Source organism: Micromonospora marincola, from assembly GCF_056150385.1.
Map to the genome: position 1 here is coordinate 610,850 of NZ_JAXCFT010000001.1, position 16,443 is coordinate 627,292.

The following is a 16,443-nucleotide window of genomic DNA, read 5'->3' on the forward strand; positions in this document are numbered from 1 at the left end:
CGCTAGGCCATCCGATTGACGAGGAGGGGCGTGGCCCGTCGCAGGCGCTGCCGGGTCCGGACCGCGTACACGAGGTAGGCGACCGAGGAGGCGACCGCGGCGCCGAACGCGCCGGCCCACGGGATGAGCAGAACGTACAGCACGACCGACACCGACATGGTGACCAGGGCCACGGCGGTGGTGGCCCGCTCGCCGGCGCGCTTGAGCAGCGCGGCGCTCCACGTCTTGCCGGCCGACAGCGCAAGCGTCCCGGGCAGCAGGAGCAGCCCGAAGACCCAGGCGTGCCGGTAGTCGGGGGAGAGCACGCCGAGCACCGCCAGGCCGGCCACGGCCAGCACGGCGATCGGCGTCGCGCCCTTGACCACCTCGCGGCCGTGGTCGCCGATGGCGTCCGGGTCACGCTCGGCCAGGATCCGCTGCGCCCGCACCACGGCGCCGGACTGCGCGAACTCCAGGGCCGCCACGGCCAGCGCGAAGACACCGAGTGGACCCGCGCCGGCGAACCGGGCCACCAGGACCTGGCTCAACCGGTACGTCAGCATCTGCGCGCACACCCCGACGTGCAGCCGGCCCACGGCGAGCAGGTCGGCACGGTACTCGCCGCGTCCGGCGGTCGCCGTCGGTACCGGCCCGAACCGCCGCGCCCAGACCAGCGCCGCCACCGCGAGCACGGTCGCGGTGGCGAGCTGCACGCCCAGCCACAGCTCGCTCCAGTCCCCGCCGTCGAGCCGGCGACCCGACCAGAGCAGCGCGTACCCGGCCACCAGCACGGCCCCGCCGGCGGCCCGCACGGCGTAGACGAACCAGAACCGGCGCAGCCGCAGCCCCAGCGAACCCGCCGTGTTGAAGACGGTGAGCGCGCATCCGGCCGCCACGCCGACCAGGTGGCTGCCCAGCCCGGCAAGCGTGGTCAGCAGCGCCGCCGCCAGCGCGGTGAGCCCGAGCGACACGGCGAGGATGCCGGCGATCCACAGTCGACCCCGGGACATGATCCACCCGGCCGGGCGGGACAGCAGGAACGTGTCGACGGAGAGACCGCCGAGCGCGGCGCCCACCGTGGCGCTCACCATGTTCGCGGCCAGTTCCCCCCGCTGAGCCGCCGGCAGGGTCACCGAGACCAGCGCGGCGAGCCCGGTCAGCCCGAGGGAGACGAGATAGAGACGCTCGGGGGAGACGAAGCGTCGTACCACGTCGTCCTCCCCCGAGATGCGATGTCGCCGGCCAGTTCTACCCGACCGGGGACGACCGCCGCAATCCGCCGACAGCCGGGTCCGCCGGCCGGCGACCGGCCGCCCGGTAGTCTGCCGCCTCATGGACCTTGCCCGCGTGCTCCGGCGTTCGTGGCCGATCGTGGTGGCGCTGGCGTTGCTCGGTGGCGTCGTCGCAGGCGTGCTCGCCGAGCGTCGCGCCCCCGTCTACCGGGCGCAGACCCGGCTGCTCGTCACGTTCGCGTCCGACGGGTCCGCCGCGCCGCAGCCCCCGCCGACCCGGGAGGAGGCCGACCAGCTCATGCAGCGGCGGGTGAAGACGTACGCCACCATGATGAACACGCCGCGGCTGACCCGCCCGGTGATCGACTCGCTGCGGCTGCCGTACCCGCCGGACGACCTGACCGACCGCGTCGTCGCGTGGTCCACCGTGGACACCCTGACCATCGACGTGGCCGTGACGGACCGGCGGGCCGACACCGCCGCGGCGATCGCCAACGCGCTCGCCGCCGAGCTGCAACGGATCGCCCGGCGCGACCTGCCGCCGGCCGGGCTGGGGCTCAAGGCCCACGTGGCGGTGGCGACGCCCGCAGCCGCGCCGGGGCGGCCGGAGCGGGTGTGGTGGCCGCCGTACGCCGCCGGTGGCGCGCTCGGCGGGCTCGCGATCGGCCTGTCCCTGGCCCTGGCCCGGGAGAACGGCCGGGCCGGTACGCCGATCGGCGCCGACGTCCGTGCGGTGTGGACGGCCATGGTGACGGCCGGCCGGCGCCGGCCGGTCGGGCCGGAACCGGCAGACGACGGGCCGGAACCGGCAGACGACGCGGCTCAGGACGACGGGCCGGAGCCGGCCGGCGACGCGGCTCAGGACGACGGGCGGGTGTCCCGTTCGGCGGTGAAGGAGCGGCAGGCGTCGTAGTCCGGCAGCAGGCCCGCCGCGCGCGCCTGCGCCAGGCTGGGCGCCGCCGCGTCCCGCGCGGAGAGCAGTGGCGTCGCCGCCGGCCAGTCGATGGCGAGATCGGGGTCGAGCGGGTGCACGGTGTGCTCGCCCGCCGGGCGGTAGGTGGTGGAACAGAGATAGCTGAGCGTGGCGTCGTCGGTCAGGGCACAGAAGCCGTGCCCCAGCCCCTCGGCGAGGTAGACGGCCCGCCTTTCGGTGTCGTCCAGGCGTACCGTCTCCCACCGGCCGTAGGTGGGTGAGCCGACCCGGACGTCCACCACCACGTCGAGCACGGCCCCCCGAACACATGTCACGTACTTCGCCTGGCCGGGCGGGACGTCGGCGAAGTGCACGCCGCGCACCACGCCGCGCGCGGACACCGAGAGGTTGCCCTGCGCCAGCTTCAGCGGGTGCCCGACCGCCTCGGCGAGCCGGTCGAACCGGTACCACTCGACGAACAGCCCGCGCGGGTCGCCGTGCGGCACCGGGGTGACCTCCCAGGCCCCCTCGATGCCCAGCGGCCTGATCTTCACGACGCGCTCCGGGGCGCCGGCGGCTCGGCCAGCAGGCCCAGCAGATAGCTGCCGTAGCCGCTGCGGGCCAGCGGAAGCGCCAGGCTCCGCAACCGCTCGTCGTCGATCAGCCCGGACCGCCAGACCACCTCCTCGACGCAGCCGATCTTCATGCCCTGGCGCTCCTCGATCACCCGAACGAACTCGGCGGCCTGCATCATCGAGGTGAACGTGCCGGTGTCCAGCCACGCGGTGCCCCGGTCGAGCACGGTCACGGTCAGCTCGCCCCACTCGCGGTAGGTCTCGTTCACCGCCGTGATCTCCAACTCGCCCCGGGCGCTCGGGGTGAGCTTGCGGGCGATCTCGACCACCCGGTTGTCGTAGAAGTAGAGGCCGGGCACCGCGTACCGGGAACGGGGACGGGCCGGCTTCTCCTCGATCGACAGCACCCGGCCGGCCGCGTCGAACTCGACCACGCCGTAGTCCGCCGGGTTGGCGACCGGGTAGGCGAAGACCCGCGCGCCGGCCCGGTCGCCGTGCCGCGCGAGCTGCGGGCCGAGTCCGACGCCGTGGAAGATGTTGTCGCCGAGGATCAGCGCGACCGACTCGCCGCCGATGAAGTCCGCGCCGAGCAGCAACGCCTGCGCGATGCCCTCCGGGCGGGCCTGCTCGGCGTACGCCAGGCGCAGCCCCCACTGGCTGCCGTCGCCGAGCAGCCGCTCGAACTGCGTGCGGTCCTCGGGTGTCGTGACGATCAGGATCTCCCGCACCCCGGCCATCACCAGCGTGGACAGCGGGTAGTAGACCATCGGCTTGTCGAACACCGGCATGAGCTGCTTGGAGACGGCCCGGGTGATCGGCCAGAGGCGCGACCCGGTGCCGCCGGCGAGAAGGATTCCACGCACTCGCGGAGACTACCGTCGCGTAAACTCCTCCACCCGTGAGGATCCTCGTCACCGGCGGCGCCGGCTTCATCGGGTCGGAGTACGTGCGGATGCTGCTGGGCCGCCCCGGCGGCGACGCGCCGTGGACGCCGGACACCCCGCCGACGGGCGTGACCGTGCTGGACAAGCTCACCTACTCCGGCAACCCGGCAAACCTCGACCCGGTGCGCGACGACGACCGGCTGCGTTTCGTGCACGGCGACATCGGCGACCCGGCGCTTCTCGACGTGGTGCTCCCCGGGCACGACGTGATCGTCCACTTCGCCGCCGAGTCGCACGTGGACCGGTCCATCACCGGCGCGGCCCCGTTCGTCACCACGAACGTGCTCGGCACCCAGACCCTGCTCGACGCCGCGCTGCGCCACCGCACCTGCCGGTTCGTGCACGTCTCCACCGACGAGGTGTACGGCTCGATCGACTCCGGCTCGTGGACGGAGAGTTGGCCGCTGGCCCCGAACTCCCCGTACTCGGCGTCGAAGGCCGGCTCCGACCTGCTGGCGCTCGCCTACCACCGCACCCACGGCCTGGACGTGGTGGTGACCCGCTGTTCCAACAACTACGGGCCGTACCAGTTCCCGGAGAAGGTGGTCCCGCTCTTCGTCACCAACCTGCTCGACGGCGGCACCGTGCCGCTCTACGGCGACGGCGGCAACATCCGGGACTGGCTGCACGTGCACGACCACTGCCGGGGCGTCGCGCTGGTGCAGGAGCGGGGGCGGGCCGGCGAGGTCTACCACATCGGCGGCGGCACCGAGCTTACCAACCGTGACCTCACCGGCCGGCTGCTGGCCGCCTGCGGCGCGAGCTGGGACCGGGTCGTGCCGGTCGCCGACCGCAAGGGCCACGACCGCCGCTACTCGCTGGACATCACCAAGATCAAAACCGAGTTGGGGTACGCCCCGAGCGTCGACCTGGACCGCGGCCTGGCCGAGACGGTGCGCTGGTATCGGGAGAACCGCGCCTGGTGGGAGCCGCTGAAGGCGGCACACGGATGAGCCGCCTGCTTGTCACAGGCGCCGGTGGGATGCTCGGGCGGGACCTGGTGGCGGTGCTGCGCGCCCGGACCGACAGGTCCGTCACCGCGGCCACCCGCGCCGACCTCGACGTCACCGACGCGGAGGCGGTGCGGGACGCCGTCGCCGGCCACGACGTGGTGGTCAACGCCGCGGCGTGGACCGACGTGGACGGCGCGGAGACCCACGAGCGGGACGCCACCGCGGTCAACGGGGACGCGGTCGCCCACCTGGCCCGGGCCTGCGCCGCGAGCGGCGCCCGACTTGTGCACGTCTCCACCGACTACGTGTTCGGCGGCGACGCCACCGGGCCGTACCCGGAGGACGCGCCGACCGGCCCGGTCAACGCGTACGGGCGGAGCAAGCTCGCCGGGGAACGGGCGGTGACCCGGCTGCTGCCCGAGACCGGGTACGTGGTGCGTACCGCCTGGCTGTACGGCGCCCACGGGCGCAACTTCGTCACCACCGTGCTGCGGCTGGCCGACGAACGCGACCGGATCGACGTGGTGGACGACCAGCGCGGGCAGCCGACCTGGTCGCTCCGGCTCGCCGAGCGGCTCGTCGCGCTCGCCGACGCGGCGCTCGCCGGCGACGCCGCCCCCGGCGTCTACCACGGCACCGCGGCCGGCGAGACGACCTGGTACGGCCTGGCCCGCGCGGTGTTCGCCGGGCGTGGCCTGGACCCCGACCGGGTCCGCCCGACCACGAGCGACCGCTTCCCGCGCCCGGCCCCACGCCCCCGGTACAGCGTGCTGGCCCACGGCCGGTGGGCCGCCGCGAAGCTGCCCCCGCCGCCGCCCTGGCAGGCCGACCTGGCCGAGTTCATCGACCGGCGCCCCGGAACACCTCCGTTACCGTCCGCAACACGATCTTGATGTCGAGCCAGAGCGACCAGTTCTCCACGTAGTAGTTGTCGAACCGCGCCCGGTCCGAGATCGGCGTGTCCCCCCGCAGGCCGCTCACCTGCGCGAGCCCGGTCAACCCCACGGGCACCCGGTGCCGCATCGCGTAGGTGGGGTATTCCACGGAGAACTTCTCCACGAAGTACGGGCGCTCCGGCCGCGGCCCCACCACGCTCATCTCACCGCGCAGGATGTTCCACAACTGGGGCAGCTCGTCGAGCGAGGTGCGACGCATGAACCGCCCGATCGGGCCGATCCGCCTGTCGTGCGCGATCGACCAGGTGGTCTGCGACTCGTGCTCGTCGGCCGGCCGCATCGAGCGGAACTTGACCACCCGGAACGGCCTGCCGTAGCGGCCGATCCGCTCCTGCCGGAAGAAGACCCCCCGACCGCCGTCGAGGAACGTGGCGACCGCGCAGAGCAGCAGCAACGGGCTCAACACGACAAGCGCCACCACGGCGAAGACCACGTCGGACGCGCGCTTGACCATCCACCGCGGCCCGCTCAACGTGGTGTCACCGATCTTCACGATCGGGATGGCCCCGATGTGGTCCGGGTGGCCGCCCTGCGACCGGGAGCCCCACAGGCGCGGCACCGCCCACAGGTCACACCGCGAGCTGGCCGGCCGGAGCAGCGCCTCCATCAGCTCGGACTCGGAGCAGTCCGGGTCCGCGATGACGAGCACCTCGCACTCCACGATCGTGACGAGCTTCTCCACGTCGGCGAGCGTGCCGATAAGCGGCAGCGAGCCGAGCTTCTGCCGCGACGGGACGTCCACCGCGCCCACGAAACGCAACCCGTACTGCGGGTAGCGCCGGAGCAGCCGGGCCAGCTCACCGCCGATCGGCCCGCCGCCGACCACTATCGCGTTGTGCTCCACCCAGCGACGCCTGCGGGCCAGCAGGACGATCCGGGTGTTCACCGCCCGCCCCACGACCACCAGGCCGGCGGAGAGCGCGACGCCCCGCATGAAGCCGCTGACGTAGAGCACCGAGTCGTGCCGCAGCGCCGCGATGATGGCCACCACCGCGCCGGAGGCCAGCAGCCGGCCGCCGAGGCTGGGCAGTTCGTCCAGGATGCTGATGTGCCGGCGCGGCCGGTAGAGCCCGCCGGTGGCGAAGAACCCCACCGTGAGCGCGGCGTTGAACAGCGTCCCGCGCCAGTAGGTCTGGGTCAGCAGCAGCGGGGCGAGCAGCGCCGCGACGTCGATCGGCGCCGTCACCATCCACGCCCGCAACCGGCGGGTACGCGTCGAGGCCCGGGATCCCGCGTACGGCAGCACCGTGGTCGTGTCCATGTTGCCGGTCATCGACGCGGCGCCTGTCGACGACGCGGCCGGATGCTCGAACGCCGGTAGGCGTGGCATGGTCGAACCTCCCCCGTGACGCCCCCTACTTCCCGCTGGCGGCGAGGATGTCGGGAACGGAGTCGCGGCGGACCGCCTGGAACAGCGTCCGGGCGCGGGCCGGATCCGGGAACACCACACTCTCGCTGCCGACCCGGCCGGTGCCCTTCACCGGGCAGGTGAAGAACGTCAGGTTGCCGCCGCGCAGCCCGCGCATCTCCATCGCCAGGTCCACCAGGGACAGTGACTTGTCGACCGCGACCGAACTGGACGTGGCCCGCACGAACGAGTTCAGCTTGGCCGGGTTGGTCAACACGCCGCCGGACGCCGCCCGGTCCAGGATCGCCTTGATCACCTGCTGCTGGTGCCGGATGCGGGCGAAGTCGCCGTCGGGGAAGGCGTGCCGCTCCCGCGCGTAGTCGAGCGCGGCGGCCCCGTCCATCCGCTGCGGGCCCGGCCGGAACGTGCGCGTGCCGATGAGCGAGTACTTCGTGGTGAAGCCCTTCTCCACGTCGATGTCGACGCCGCCGAGCGCGTCGATGATCTCCTTGAAGCCGGCGAAGTCGACCATCGCCACGTTGTCCACCCGTACGCCGCTGAACTTCTCCACGGTCTGCACCATCAGCGGCACCCCACCCCAGGCGTACGCGGCGTTGATCTTCGCGTCGCGACCACCGCGACCCTCCTTCGACCGCGGCACGGCGGTCCAGGTGTCCCGGGGGATCGAGATGAGCTGGGCGCTCGCCCGGTCCTTCGGCAGGTGGGTCAGGATGATGGTGTCGCTGCGGGAACCGCCGGTGCTCTCCGGATCGCGGGAGTCGCTGCCCAGAATCATGATGTTCATCGCGCCCCTGACCTCGACCTGCGGCCGGGACTCCTCGGGTACGCCGGTGAACGCGTCCACCCGGTCGATCGAGTTGTTGACCGACCGGTAGTAGAGGCCGCCGGCCAGCGCGCCGCCGCCGCCGAGCAGCACCAGCACGAGCAGCACGATCAGGGCGATCCGCCGGCCCCGGCGACGCCGTGGCGCCGGCTCCGCCGCCGGCCCGTCGGCCTCCACATCGGAGGTCTGCGCCGGAGCGTCGGGATCGGCGAGCGGGTGGCGATCGGACATGCCGAGGATGCTACTGATTCACGTTCCGGCGCGGGGACCCTCGTCCGGACGGACGACCCCGGCCAGCCGGTCGGCCCCTCCCGCCCCGGTGGGCCTTGTCCAGCGGCGGCCATCGGATCGACGATGGACGAAACCGTAACGTCGAGCCGAGGAGTCGAGATGCAGGTGATCCACCAGCCACGGGTGGCGTGGGACACGGCCCGGATGATCGGCGACGCCCTCGACGACGAGGCCCTGTTCGGCTGGCTCGACCACGAGATCGGCGCCCTGCTCGGCCCCGCCGACCGGGAGGCGCTCACCGAGAGCCGCGACCGGGTCCGCGGGGCCGGCGCCGCCCGGCTGCCGGTCGAAACCGGCCGCTGGCGGGTCCGGCTGGAGGACACGCTGCGTCAGCGCCCCGAACTCGCCGGTGAACTGGCCGGCCTCGCCGCCATCGCCCGCGCCCGCCGGTCTTAGCTTTCGCTTAGCCAGCTTGTCCGGGGCCTGGCGCTCCGGCAGCATCGGCTGGCGTGACCGACGGCAGCGCACCCCACCCACCGGCCCCCACCAGCGACGGGCCCCCGGAGAGCCACCGGATCCCGACCCGGACCCGCCGCCGGCTCGCCGCCGCCGGCCTAGCCACGCTCGCCGCCGTGGTCGCGGTGACCCTCGCGGTACGCGGCGGCGCCGCCCCCGCCTGCGCCGCCCCGCCCCGGGCCGCCCTCCCGCTCGCCGCCCCGCCGGCCGGCGGGGTCACGCACACCGGCAAGGCCACCTTCTACGACTCGAAGGGCGCGGGCGGCAACTGCTCCCGGCCCGCCGCGCCGGCCAACCGGCTCTACGTCGCGCTCGGCCCGAGCGAGTACGCGGCCGGCGCCTCCTGCGGCGGCTTCCTCGACGTCACCGGCCCACGCGGCAGCGTCCGGGTGCTCGTCATGGACCAGTGCCCGGAGTGCGCCGCCGGCCACCTCGACCTCTCCGCCGAGGCCTTCGCCCGGATCGCCGACCCGGTGCAGGGCGTGGTGAAGGTCAGCTACCGGGCCGTGGTGAACCCGTCGCTGCCCGGCCCGCTCACGTTCCGCCTCAAGGAAGGCTCGTCGCAGTGGTGGTTCGCCGTCCTGGTCGGTGACCACGGCAACCCGCTGCGCTCGGTCGAGGTCCGCCAGAACGGCTCGTGGCGCGCGGCGGACCGCCAGGACTTCAACTACTGGCTGATCCCGTCGGGCGCCGGCCTCGGGCCCTACTCGATCCGGGTCACCGACGTGTACGGCCACCGCGCGACCGCCACCGGCATCCGGATGCTCCCCGGCCAGGTGCAGCGGAGCACCACCCGGATGTACGGCGCCGGCGCGGCGACCACGGCCCGCTCGGCGAAGCCGTCCCGCTCCCCGTCGCCCCGCCCACGCCCCAGCACCAGCGCTTCGGCGTCCCCGTCCCCGTCCCCGTCCCCGTCCCCGTCCCCGTCCCGCCCCACCCTTGCGGAGACGGCGGCCCCCCTCGACGCCGTCGCCCCGATCCCCCCGTCCACGGTCCCCACCGCATGCGCCTGACCCACCCACGCCCCTCACCCTCCTCCACCTGCGGGGGCCGTGATCATGAAGTTGACGGCGATGTTGATCTCCACCGGTGCCGTCAACTTCATGATCACGGCATCGGAGGGGGTGCCGTCCGCCGATCTTGAACTTGTGGGAGGTCGAGCCACATGAGGATCTCGTCGCGGGAGTCGGTGGGGGAGAGACGCAGGGCGGCGGGGAGTCGGCCGATCTCGCGGTAGCCGAGGCGGCGGTAGAACCGGTCCAGGCCGAGGCCGTCGCGGACGGTCACGTGCAGCGCCTCCACGCCCATCGTCCGGGCGACCCGCTCGGCCTCACGCATCAGCGCCGCGCCATGCCCGCGCCCCTGGGTGTCGGGGTGCACCATGACGCGCTTGAGCACCCGCCAGTGCGACTTCAGGTGGAACCGGTTGTCGACGACGACGAGGACAGCGACGAGCCGGTCGCCCTCGTAGCCGGCGAGCAGCCGGTCCGGCCCGTCGGCGACCTCGGCGAGGGTCGACGCGGCGACCGGGTGCACCTCGCCCGCGGTCACCGGTGCGACGAAGCCGACCGCGCCGCCGGCGTTCGTCACGTCCACCCAGAGGTCAACGATCTGTTCGCGCAACTCGGTGGTGAGGTCGGGGTCGAGTACGAAGCGCAGGTCCACGCCCGCCATCCTGCGGGCGGCGACCCGGTCGCGACCCACGTTCGTGACGCGGCCGACACCGCTGATGGTGCGGGAGGGGGGTTTCGAACCCCCACGTCCTCTCGGACACAGGCTCCTAAGGCCTGCGCGTCTGCCGTTCCGCCACTCCCGCCGACCCGCTGAGTCTAGAGCGTCGCGCAGAGACGGTGTGCAGTCCGGCCGCTGCGGAGTGCGCGACGCCGTCGCCCTTGTTGCGGCCCGCGAAGGTGTCCGTCTGGCTGTGGCAGTTCGGGCAGAGGATCCGCAGGTTGGGCGGCCGGTTGTCGAGGAAGTCGCCGTTGATGTGATCGACGTGCAGGGTCAGCGGCCGGCCGCACCAGACCGGGCCGCAGTCGCACTCCTCACACCGCTCCGGCACACCGATGTCGCCCAGCGCCCACTTGAGGCGGGTGCCGGGAGTGCGCCGTGAGCCGACCGGCAGGCGCAGGAGCAGCTGCGAGGAGGAGGTGCGTCGCACACCGCGCCGCCCCTTGTTGTGCGCCTGCCTGGCGAAGTGCGACGTGTCGATGCCGAAGCGTTTGAGCTGCCGGCTGATGTGCGCGTGCGACCCGCCGCTGACCCGCACCCCGAGCAGCCGCATGACCTCGGTGACGTTGCGCGCCCGCGCGGCGGTCGCGGCCAGCAGTTCGGGCGAGTACTTGTAACGCACCACGTGCCGAAGGTAACGGCGGCCCCCGACAGGATCAGTCGAGCCCGAGGTCGCGGCGCAGCTTGGCGACGTGTCCGGTGGCCTTGACGTTGTAGAGCGCCCGCTCGATCTTGCCGTCGGGGTCGATCACGAATGTCGAGCGGATCACGCCGGTGACGGTGCGGCCGTACGACTGCTTCTCGCCGTACGCGCCGTACGCGGTAAGCACCGCCCGGTCCTCGTCGGCGACGAGCGGGAACGTGATCGCGTCCCGGTCGCGGAACTTCGCCAGCTTCGCGGGCTTGTCCGGCGAGATGCCCACCACCTCGTAGCCGGCGGACTGGAGCGAGGCGAGCGAGTCCCGGAAGTCGCATGCCTGCTTCGTGCAGCCGGGCGTCATGGCGGCCGGGTACGCGTACAGGATGACCTTGCGGCCGCGCAGGTCGGCCAGGGAGAGCGTCCCGCCGTCGTCGGTGGGGAGGGTGAACTCGGGGGCGGCGTCGCCGGGGCTGAGGCGGTCGGTCATGGCGGTGACGATACCGCCGCGCCTGCGGCGGTGGCCGGCGGCGACGCGCGGCCGACGGTGATCATTCCCATCCCTTGTTGCAAGGGATTGGCAACAACACCTGACGGGAAATAGGCTCGCCTCCGTGGAAACCCTGGCGATGCACATCTCCAACGGGATCATCGATGGTCCCGTGGCCGCGATCTTCGCGGCCCTCGCGCTCGCCGCGCTCACGTTCTGCGTGCTGCGTGGCCGGGCCGACCTCGACGACCGGCTGGCGCCGATGGCCGGCCTGGTGGCCGCGTTCATCTTCGCGGTGCAGATGCTCAACTTCCCGATCTTCACCGCCGGGGTCAGTGGTCACCTGCTCGGTGGCGCGCTCGCCGCGCTGCTCGTGGGTCCCTGGGTGGGCGCGCTCTGCGTGGCCGTGGTGCTCGTGGTGCAGGCCCTGGTCTTCGGCGACGGCGGGGTCGCGATGCTCGGCCTGAACATCACCAACATGGCGATCCTCGGCACCGCCGCCGCCTACCTGCTGATCGCGCTGCTGCTGCGGGTGCTGCCCCGCACCCCCGCCGGCCTGGCGGTCACCGCGTTCGTCTCCGCGCTCGTCAGCGTCGTGGTCGCGTCCCAGGGCTTCGTGCTCGAATACTGGCTGGGCGGCACCACCGACCTCGGCAGCAACCTCGGCGGGCTGGCCGGCACCATGGCCGTCGCCCACCTGCTGATCGGCATCGGCGAGGGCCTGATCACCGCGACCACCGTGGTCACCGTCGCGAAGGTCCGCCCCGACCTGGTCTACGCGCTGCGTGCCCTGAAGAAGCCGGCCGCGCCGGTTCCCGCCGTACCGGTCGCCGGAGGTGCCCGATGAGCAAGCGTTCCTGGCCGTTCCTCCTCGGTGGGCTGCTGGTCGCACTGGTGCTTGCCGGTGTGGTCAGCAACTACGCCTCGTCGCACCCGGACGGGCTGGACTCGTCCCTGCTCAAGGGCTGCACGGTGAACGCCGACGACGAGATCACCGGTGGGAGCTGCCCGGCCCAGCAGGCCAGGGACCACGAGCTGGCGGACAGCCCGCTTGCCGACTACGGCGTACGCGGGATCGGCAACGACTTCCTCTCCACCGGCCTGTCCGGGGTGCTCGGCGTGCTGCTCACGTTCGCGCTCGGCGGTGGCCTGTTCTGGCTGGCCCGCCGTCGCAACCCGGTGGCCGGGACGAGCGCGCCCCGGTCCACCGGCGACCGCTGAGCCGGGGGACCGACGAATGGGCGCCGGGCACGGGCACGTGCTCTACCGCGAGTCCGGCTCGCCGGTGCACCGCCTCCCGCCGGAGGTGAAGATCACCGCCATGGTGCTGTTCACCGTGGCGGTGGTCGCCACCCCGCGGGAGGCGTACTGGGCGTTCGGCGGCTACGCGCTGCTTGTCGTCGCCGTGGCCGCGCTGGCCCGGGTCGGCCCGCGCTGGCTGCTCGGCCGGGCGTTGATCGAGCTGCCGTTCGTGCTGTTCGCGTTCGCGCTGCCGTTCCTCGGCGCCGGGGAGCGGGTCGACGTGGCCGGGCTGAGCCTCTCCGTCGACGGGCTGCACGGGGCGTTCAACATCCTGGCCAAGGGCACGCTCGGCGTACTCGCGTCGCTTCTGCTGGCGGCGACCACGACGACCCGTGACCTGATCGTCGGCCTGGACCGGCTGCGGTGCCCGCAGATCCTCACCCAGATCGCCACGTTCATGCTGCGCTACCTGGAGGTGCTTGTCGGGGAGGCCCGGCGGATGCGGGTGGCCCGGGTGTCCCGGGGCGACGATCCGCGTTTCCTCTGGCAGTTGCGCGGCTTCGCGGCCGGCGTCGGCGCGCTCTTCCTGCGCGCGTTCGAGCGCGGCGAGCGGGTCTACCTGGCGATGGTGTCCCGGGGCTACACCGGCCGGATGCCTGCGGTGTGGCAGGGGGCGGGCGCGGCCACCGCCGGGCAGTGGGCGGTCGCCGCGACGGTCCCGGTGATCGCGGCCTCCATCGCCGCCGCCGCGCTCGTCCTGCAATGATCGGGTACGTGCAGCAGCCGCCCTCCCTGGACGTCCGTGGCGTCAGGTTCGCGTACCCGGACGGTCACGTCGCCCTGCACGGGGTGGACCTGACCGTGCCGCGCGGCGACCGGGTGGCGCTGCTCGGGCCGAACGGCGCCGGCAAGACCACGCTTGTGCTGCACCTCAACGGCATTCTCGCGCCGACCGGGGGCACGGTCGAGGTGGGCGGCCTGACGGTCACCCGCGACCGGGACACGCTCGCCGAGGTGCGCCGCCGGGTCGGCATCGTCTTCCAGGACCCGGACGACCAGCTCTTCCTGCCCACGGTGGCGGAGGACGTCGCGTTCGGCCCGGCGAACCTGGGGCTGCGGGGGGCGGAGCTGACCGCCCGGGTCGACGAGGCGCTCGCCGCGGTGGGGATGGCCGAGCACCGGGACCGGGCGCCGCACCACCTGTCGTTCGGGCAGCGGCGCCGGGTGGCGGTGGCCACCGTGCTGGCGATGCGGCCGGAGATCCTGGTGCTTGACGAGCCGTCGTCGAACCTCGACCCGGCCGCCCGGCGGGAGCTGGCGGAGATCCTGCGCGGGCTGCCGGTGACGCTGCTGATGGTCACCCACGACCTGCCGTACGCGGCGGAGCTGTGCCCCCGCGCGGTGATCCTGGACGGCGGCCGGATCGTCGCCGACGCGCCCACCGCCGAGCTGCTGGCCGACGCGGCGGTGCTGGCCGCGCACCGGTTGGAGCTGCCCTACGGCTTCGCCCCCCGCCCGGCCTGAGCGGGGTCGGCGGACCAGGTCGCGGGGGTGTGCCGGGCGGCCCGGGAGGCGGTGCGCAGGCGGAGCAGGCCGGCGGCCAGCGCGCCGGCGCCGGTGGCCAGGGCCACGGCGACGAGCGCGCGGACCAGGCCCGCTGGGCCGGCCGCCGGGGGCACCGAACGGGACAGGACGGCGAGGTTCGCGATCCCGGCGAACAGGGCCAGGCACGCGCCGGCGAGCGCCAGCGTGAAGTCGGCGGCCGGCCGGCGGGCCAGCGCGTACCCGCCGGCGGCGAGCGCGCCGAGGCCGGTGAGCAGCGTCCACACCTGGCCGGTGACCAGCTCTCCCAGCAGCCCGCCGACCCCGGGGGCGGCGGTGTCGAGCGCCCGGGCGACGGTGAGCGCCACGGTGGCCGCGCCGCCCACGGCGAGCAGCCCGCCCACCGCGCGCAACGCGCGGACCCCGGCGGCCGTGCCGCCGGGCACCACCCCGGCCGCGCCGAGCACCAGGAAGGCGAGCGTGACGGCGACCCACCACGGGTACGGGTCGGGCGGCGGCACCCAGTCCAGCGTGCCGCGTACCTCGGTCGGGGTGTCGCCGGCGCGCAGCGGCACCGCCCAGTCGCGGACCCGCTGCTCGCGGCCCGGGTCGGCGGCCACGGCGGCGGGCGGCCCCTCCTCGCGCCAGAGCGTGCGCTGGTCGTGCCAGCGTGCGGTCGGCCCGTCGGCGATCCGTCGCCAGGCCGGCGCGGCGGCCGGGTCGGCCTCGGCCGGAAGTTCGGTGTCCCCGGCGATGGTGCGGTTCAGCCAGGTGGCGGGGGAGCGGCTGTTCTCGTACACCCCGCCGGGGCCGATCCGCAGGTAGGGCTCGCCGGAATAGCCGAGCACCGTGATGTCGGCGCCGGTGCGGTTGGTCAGTTCCAGCCGCGCGCCGGCCTCCACCATCCGGGCGGTGAGGCCGGGCCGGTGCGGGTCGACGCCGGTGACCGTGGCCCGGTAGTCGGTGCCGTCGGGGGCGTCCGCGCCGTGCGCGGCGGCCGGCGCGGCGAGCGCCAACAGGGCGGTGGTCGCGGCGGAGGCGACCAGCCCGGCCCGGCGCAGCGGTGCGGGGATCACTTCCCGGCCGCCGCCACGGCCGCCTTGATCCCGTCCGGGCTCTTGTCCTGCACCTCGGTGCCGTTGACCTTGATGGTCGGGGTGCCGGTCACGCCGGACCTGCTCGCCTCGTCGGTGACGTGCCCGGTCCACGACGTGTAGGTGCCGTCCTTCACACAGGAGCCGAAGTCGTCCCGGTTCAGCCCCACGCCCGCGCCGATGTCGATCAGCTCGTCGTCGCTGAGCCCGGCGCTGCCCTCCGCCGGCTGCCTGGCGAAGAGCTGGTCGGTGAACTCGCGGAACTTGCCGCCCTTGGCGGCGCAGCCGGAGGCGGCCGAGGAGCGGGTGGAGTATTCGGTGGTGGAGAAGCGGTTCAGGAAGGCGACCGGGTGGAAGACCACCTTCGCCTTGCCCTCGCTGACGAGCTGGTTGACGGTCTCGCCGTTGACCTGCTGGAACTGCTTGCAGACCGGGCAGAGGTAGTCCTCGTACAGGTCGATGGTGACCGGGCCGCTGCCTTCGACGATGCCGGTGCCGGCGTCGTTGGCGCCGGGCGGGGCGGTGAAGTCGTCCGACTTCTGGGCGGAGTAGACCGCCCAGCCGATGCCGCCGGCGATGACAAGCACCAGCACCGCGGCGATCGTGGTCCAGAGCGTGCGCTTGCGCCGCTTCTCCCGGGCGATCTGCTCGCGCACCACCCGGGCCGCGTCCCGGCGTCCCTTACGACTGCTCATCGTCGTCCTCCACGGTGTCGCCCGCCAGCCACCCGTCCACCGAGAACGGGGTGCGGGGCCAGATCAGCAGGAACCCGGCAAGTGCCAGGAACCCCAGGTCCCGGAGGATCTCCGGGAGGTAGCTCGGCGCCTGGCCGGCGCCGAGCTGACCGCCGCTGCCGAAGCACCCGCAGTCGATGGCCAGGCCGCGGGCCCAGGCGGAGGCGATGCCGGTGACGAAGACCACGAGCAGCGCCGCGGACACGCCGGCGCTCACCCGGGTGGCCAGCCCGGCGAGCAGGAGCAGGCCCAGGGCCAGCTCCACGAACGGCAGCGCCGCCCCGATCACCGTGGCCACGTCGTACGGCAGCACCTGGTAGGCGTTCACGGCCCGGCCGGAGGCGGCCAGGTCACCGACCTTCGTCGCGCCGGCGACCAGCCATACGGCGGCCAGCCCGAGGCGGGCCACGAAGCCCAGCCAGGGACGTAGGGCCGGCCAGCGCCCGGCCCGGGTGGTGGAGGGGGTCACAGTCATTCGTCGT

Annotated in this window: 20 protein-coding genes and 1 tRNA gene; 9 read left to right on the forward strand and 12 right to left on the reverse strand. The window is 73.7% G+C overall.

What is annotated here, in order from left to right:
* Positions 1-2: 2 nt before the first annotated feature.
* A complete protein-coding gene (locus tag SM450_RS02920) occupies positions 3-1,190 on the reverse strand; it encodes a lipopolysaccharide biosynthesis protein (RefSeq protein ID WP_474618070.1) in 1,188 nt (395 codons plus the stop codon).
* Positions 1,191-1,311: 121 nt separating this feature from the next.
* Here SM450_RS02920 and SM450_RS02925 point away from each other — a divergent pair, with 121 nt between their 5' ends.
* Complete coding sequence (locus SM450_RS02925; RefSeq protein ID WP_474618071.1) at positions 1,312-2,124, forward strand: YveK family protein; 813 nt, start codon at positions 1,312-1,314, stop codon at positions 2,122-2,124.
* Here SM450_RS02925 and SM450_RS02930 read toward each other — a convergent pair.
* Complete coding sequence (locus SM450_RS02930; protein WP_474618072.1) at positions 2,070-2,678, reverse strand: dTDP-4-dehydrorhamnose 3,5-epimerase family protein; 609 nt, start codon at positions 2,676-2,678, stop codon at positions 2,070-2,072. The genes SM450_RS02925 and SM450_RS02930 overlap by 55 nt on opposite strands.
* Positions 2,675-3,562, reverse strand: coding sequence for a glucose-1-phosphate thymidylyltransferase RfbA (rfbA, locus tag SM450_RS02935; RefSeq protein WP_474618073.1), 888 nt, complete (start codon positions 3,560-3,562; stop codon positions 2,675-2,677). The genes SM450_RS02930 and rfbA overlap by 4 nt, the downstream gene beginning before the upstream one ends.
* Before the next feature lie 35 nt (positions 3,563-3,597).
* Between rfbA and rfbB the strand changes: the two genes are divergently transcribed.
* Both rfbB and rfbD read left to right on the forward strand, forming a co-directional pair.
* Entirely contained in the window at positions 3,598-4,596 is a 999-nt protein-coding gene (gene rfbB, locus SM450_RS02940; RefSeq protein WP_474618074.1) for a dTDP-glucose 4,6-dehydratase, read from the forward strand.
* Positions 4,593-5,489 (forward strand): dTDP-4-dehydrorhamnose reductase, encoded by an 897-nt coding sequence (gene rfbD, locus SM450_RS02945; RefSeq protein ID WP_474618075.1) that lies wholly within the window; start codon positions 4,593-4,595, stop codon positions 5,487-5,489. The genes rfbB and rfbD overlap by 4 nt, the downstream gene beginning before the upstream one ends.
* On the opposite strand, the gene SM450_RS02950 is transcribed toward rfbD, so the two are convergent.
* Together SM450_RS02950 and SM450_RS02955 are read right to left on the reverse strand one after the other, a co-directional pair.
* The gene (locus tag SM450_RS02950) at positions 5,437-6,882 is read right to left on the reverse strand and encodes a sugar transferase (RefSeq protein ID WP_474618076.1); all 1,446 of its coding nucleotides are present in this window, start codon (positions 6,880-6,882) and stop codon (positions 5,437-5,439) included. The two genes, rfbD and SM450_RS02950, sit on opposite strands and share 53 nt — an antisense overlap.
* Before the next feature lie 25 nt (positions 6,883-6,907).
* The gene (locus SM450_RS02955) at positions 6,908-7,975 is read right to left on the reverse strand and encodes an LCP family protein (RefSeq protein WP_474618077.1); all 1,068 of its coding nucleotides are present in this window, start codon (positions 7,973-7,975) and stop codon (positions 6,908-6,910) included.
* A 159-nt stretch (positions 7,976-8,134) separates the two neighbouring features.
* Between SM450_RS02955 and SM450_RS02960 the strand changes: the two genes are divergently transcribed.
* Positions 8,135-8,431 (forward strand): hypothetical protein, encoded by a 297-nt coding sequence (locus SM450_RS02960; RefSeq protein ID WP_474618078.1) that lies wholly within the window; start codon positions 8,135-8,137, stop codon positions 8,429-8,431.
* A 53-nt stretch (positions 8,432-8,484) separates the two neighbouring features.
* Positions 8,485-9,504 carry an expansin EXLX1 family cellulose-binding protein gene (locus tag SM450_RS02965; protein ID WP_474618079.1) on the forward strand — a complete coding sequence of 340 codons (1,020 nt, stop codon included), beginning with the start codon at positions 8,485-8,487 and terminating at the stop codon, positions 9,502-9,504.
* 94 nt (positions 9,505-9,598) lie between these two features.
* Here SM450_RS02965 and SM450_RS02970 read toward each other — a convergent pair whose 3' ends face one another.
* From SM450_RS02970 to bcp, 4 genes are all read right to left on the reverse strand, one after another.
* The gene (locus SM450_RS02970) at positions 9,599-10,156 is read right to left on the reverse strand and encodes an N-acetyltransferase family protein (RefSeq protein ID WP_474618080.1); all 558 of its coding nucleotides are present in this window, start codon (positions 10,154-10,156) and stop codon (positions 9,599-9,601) included.
* Positions 10,157-10,221: 65 nt separating this feature from the next.
* Positions 10,222-10,307, reverse strand: a tRNA-Leu gene (locus SM450_RS02975).
* On the reverse strand, positions 10,272-10,847 hold the full coding sequence (locus SM450_RS02980) for a hypothetical protein (RefSeq protein ID WP_474618081.1): 576 nt from the start codon (positions 10,845-10,847) through the stop codon (positions 10,272-10,274). Before SM450_RS02980 ends, SM450_RS02975 begins: the two co-directional genes overlap by 36 nt.
* A 31-nt stretch (positions 10,848-10,878) precedes the next feature.
* A complete protein-coding gene (bcp, locus tag SM450_RS02985) occupies positions 10,879-11,349 on the reverse strand; it encodes a thioredoxin-dependent thiol peroxidase (protein WP_474618082.1) in 471 nt (156 codons plus the stop codon).
* Positions 11,350-11,473: 124 nt separating this feature from the next.
* Between bcp and SM450_RS02990 the strand changes: the two genes are divergently transcribed.
* From SM450_RS02990 to SM450_RS03005, 4 genes are read left to right on the forward strand one after another with little or no spacing between them, the layout of a single operon-like run.
* Positions 11,474-12,196 (forward strand): energy-coupling factor ABC transporter permease, encoded by a 723-nt coding sequence (locus SM450_RS02990; RefSeq protein WP_474618083.1) that lies wholly within the window; start codon positions 11,474-11,476, stop codon positions 12,194-12,196.
* The gene (locus SM450_RS02995; RefSeq protein ID WP_474618084.1) at positions 12,193-12,570 is read left to right on the forward strand and encodes a PDGLE domain-containing protein; all 378 of its coding nucleotides are present in this window, start codon (positions 12,193-12,195) and stop codon (positions 12,568-12,570) included. The genes SM450_RS02990 and SM450_RS02995 overlap by 4 nt, the downstream gene beginning before the upstream one ends.
* A 16-nt stretch (positions 12,571-12,586) precedes the next feature.
* Positions 12,587-13,357, forward strand: a complete 771-nt coding sequence (gene cbiQ / locus SM450_RS03000) for a cobalt ECF transporter T component CbiQ (RefSeq protein WP_474618085.1) — start codon at positions 12,587-12,589, stop codon at positions 13,355-13,357.
* The gene (locus SM450_RS03005) at positions 13,354-14,115 is read left to right on the forward strand and encodes an energy-coupling factor ABC transporter ATP-binding protein (protein ID WP_474618086.1); all 762 of its coding nucleotides are present in this window, start codon (positions 13,354-13,356) and stop codon (positions 14,113-14,115) included. The genes cbiQ and SM450_RS03005 overlap by 4 nt, the downstream gene beginning before the upstream one ends.
* Here the strand turns inward: SM450_RS03005 and SM450_RS03010 are convergent.
* The 3 genes from SM450_RS03010 to SM450_RS03020 are packed head-to-tail and all read right to left on the reverse strand — an operon-like array spanning position 14,088 to position 16,436.
* A complete protein-coding gene (locus tag SM450_RS03010; RefSeq protein ID WP_474618087.1) occupies positions 14,088-15,209 on the reverse strand; it encodes a hypothetical protein in 1,122 nt (373 codons plus the stop codon). The genes SM450_RS03005 and SM450_RS03010 overlap by 28 nt on opposite strands.
* The gene (locus SM450_RS03015) at positions 15,206-15,922 is read right to left on the reverse strand and encodes a DsbA family protein (RefSeq protein WP_474618088.1); all 717 of its coding nucleotides are present in this window, start codon (positions 15,920-15,922) and stop codon (positions 15,206-15,208) included. Before SM450_RS03015 ends, SM450_RS03010 begins: the two co-directional genes overlap by 4 nt.
* Positions 15,909-16,436 (reverse strand): MauE/DoxX family redox-associated membrane protein, encoded by a 528-nt coding sequence (locus tag SM450_RS03020; RefSeq protein WP_474618089.1) that lies wholly within the window; start codon positions 16,434-16,436, stop codon positions 15,909-15,911. Before SM450_RS03020 ends, SM450_RS03015 begins: the two co-directional genes overlap by 14 nt.
* Positions 16,437-16,443: the final 7 nt, after the last annotated feature.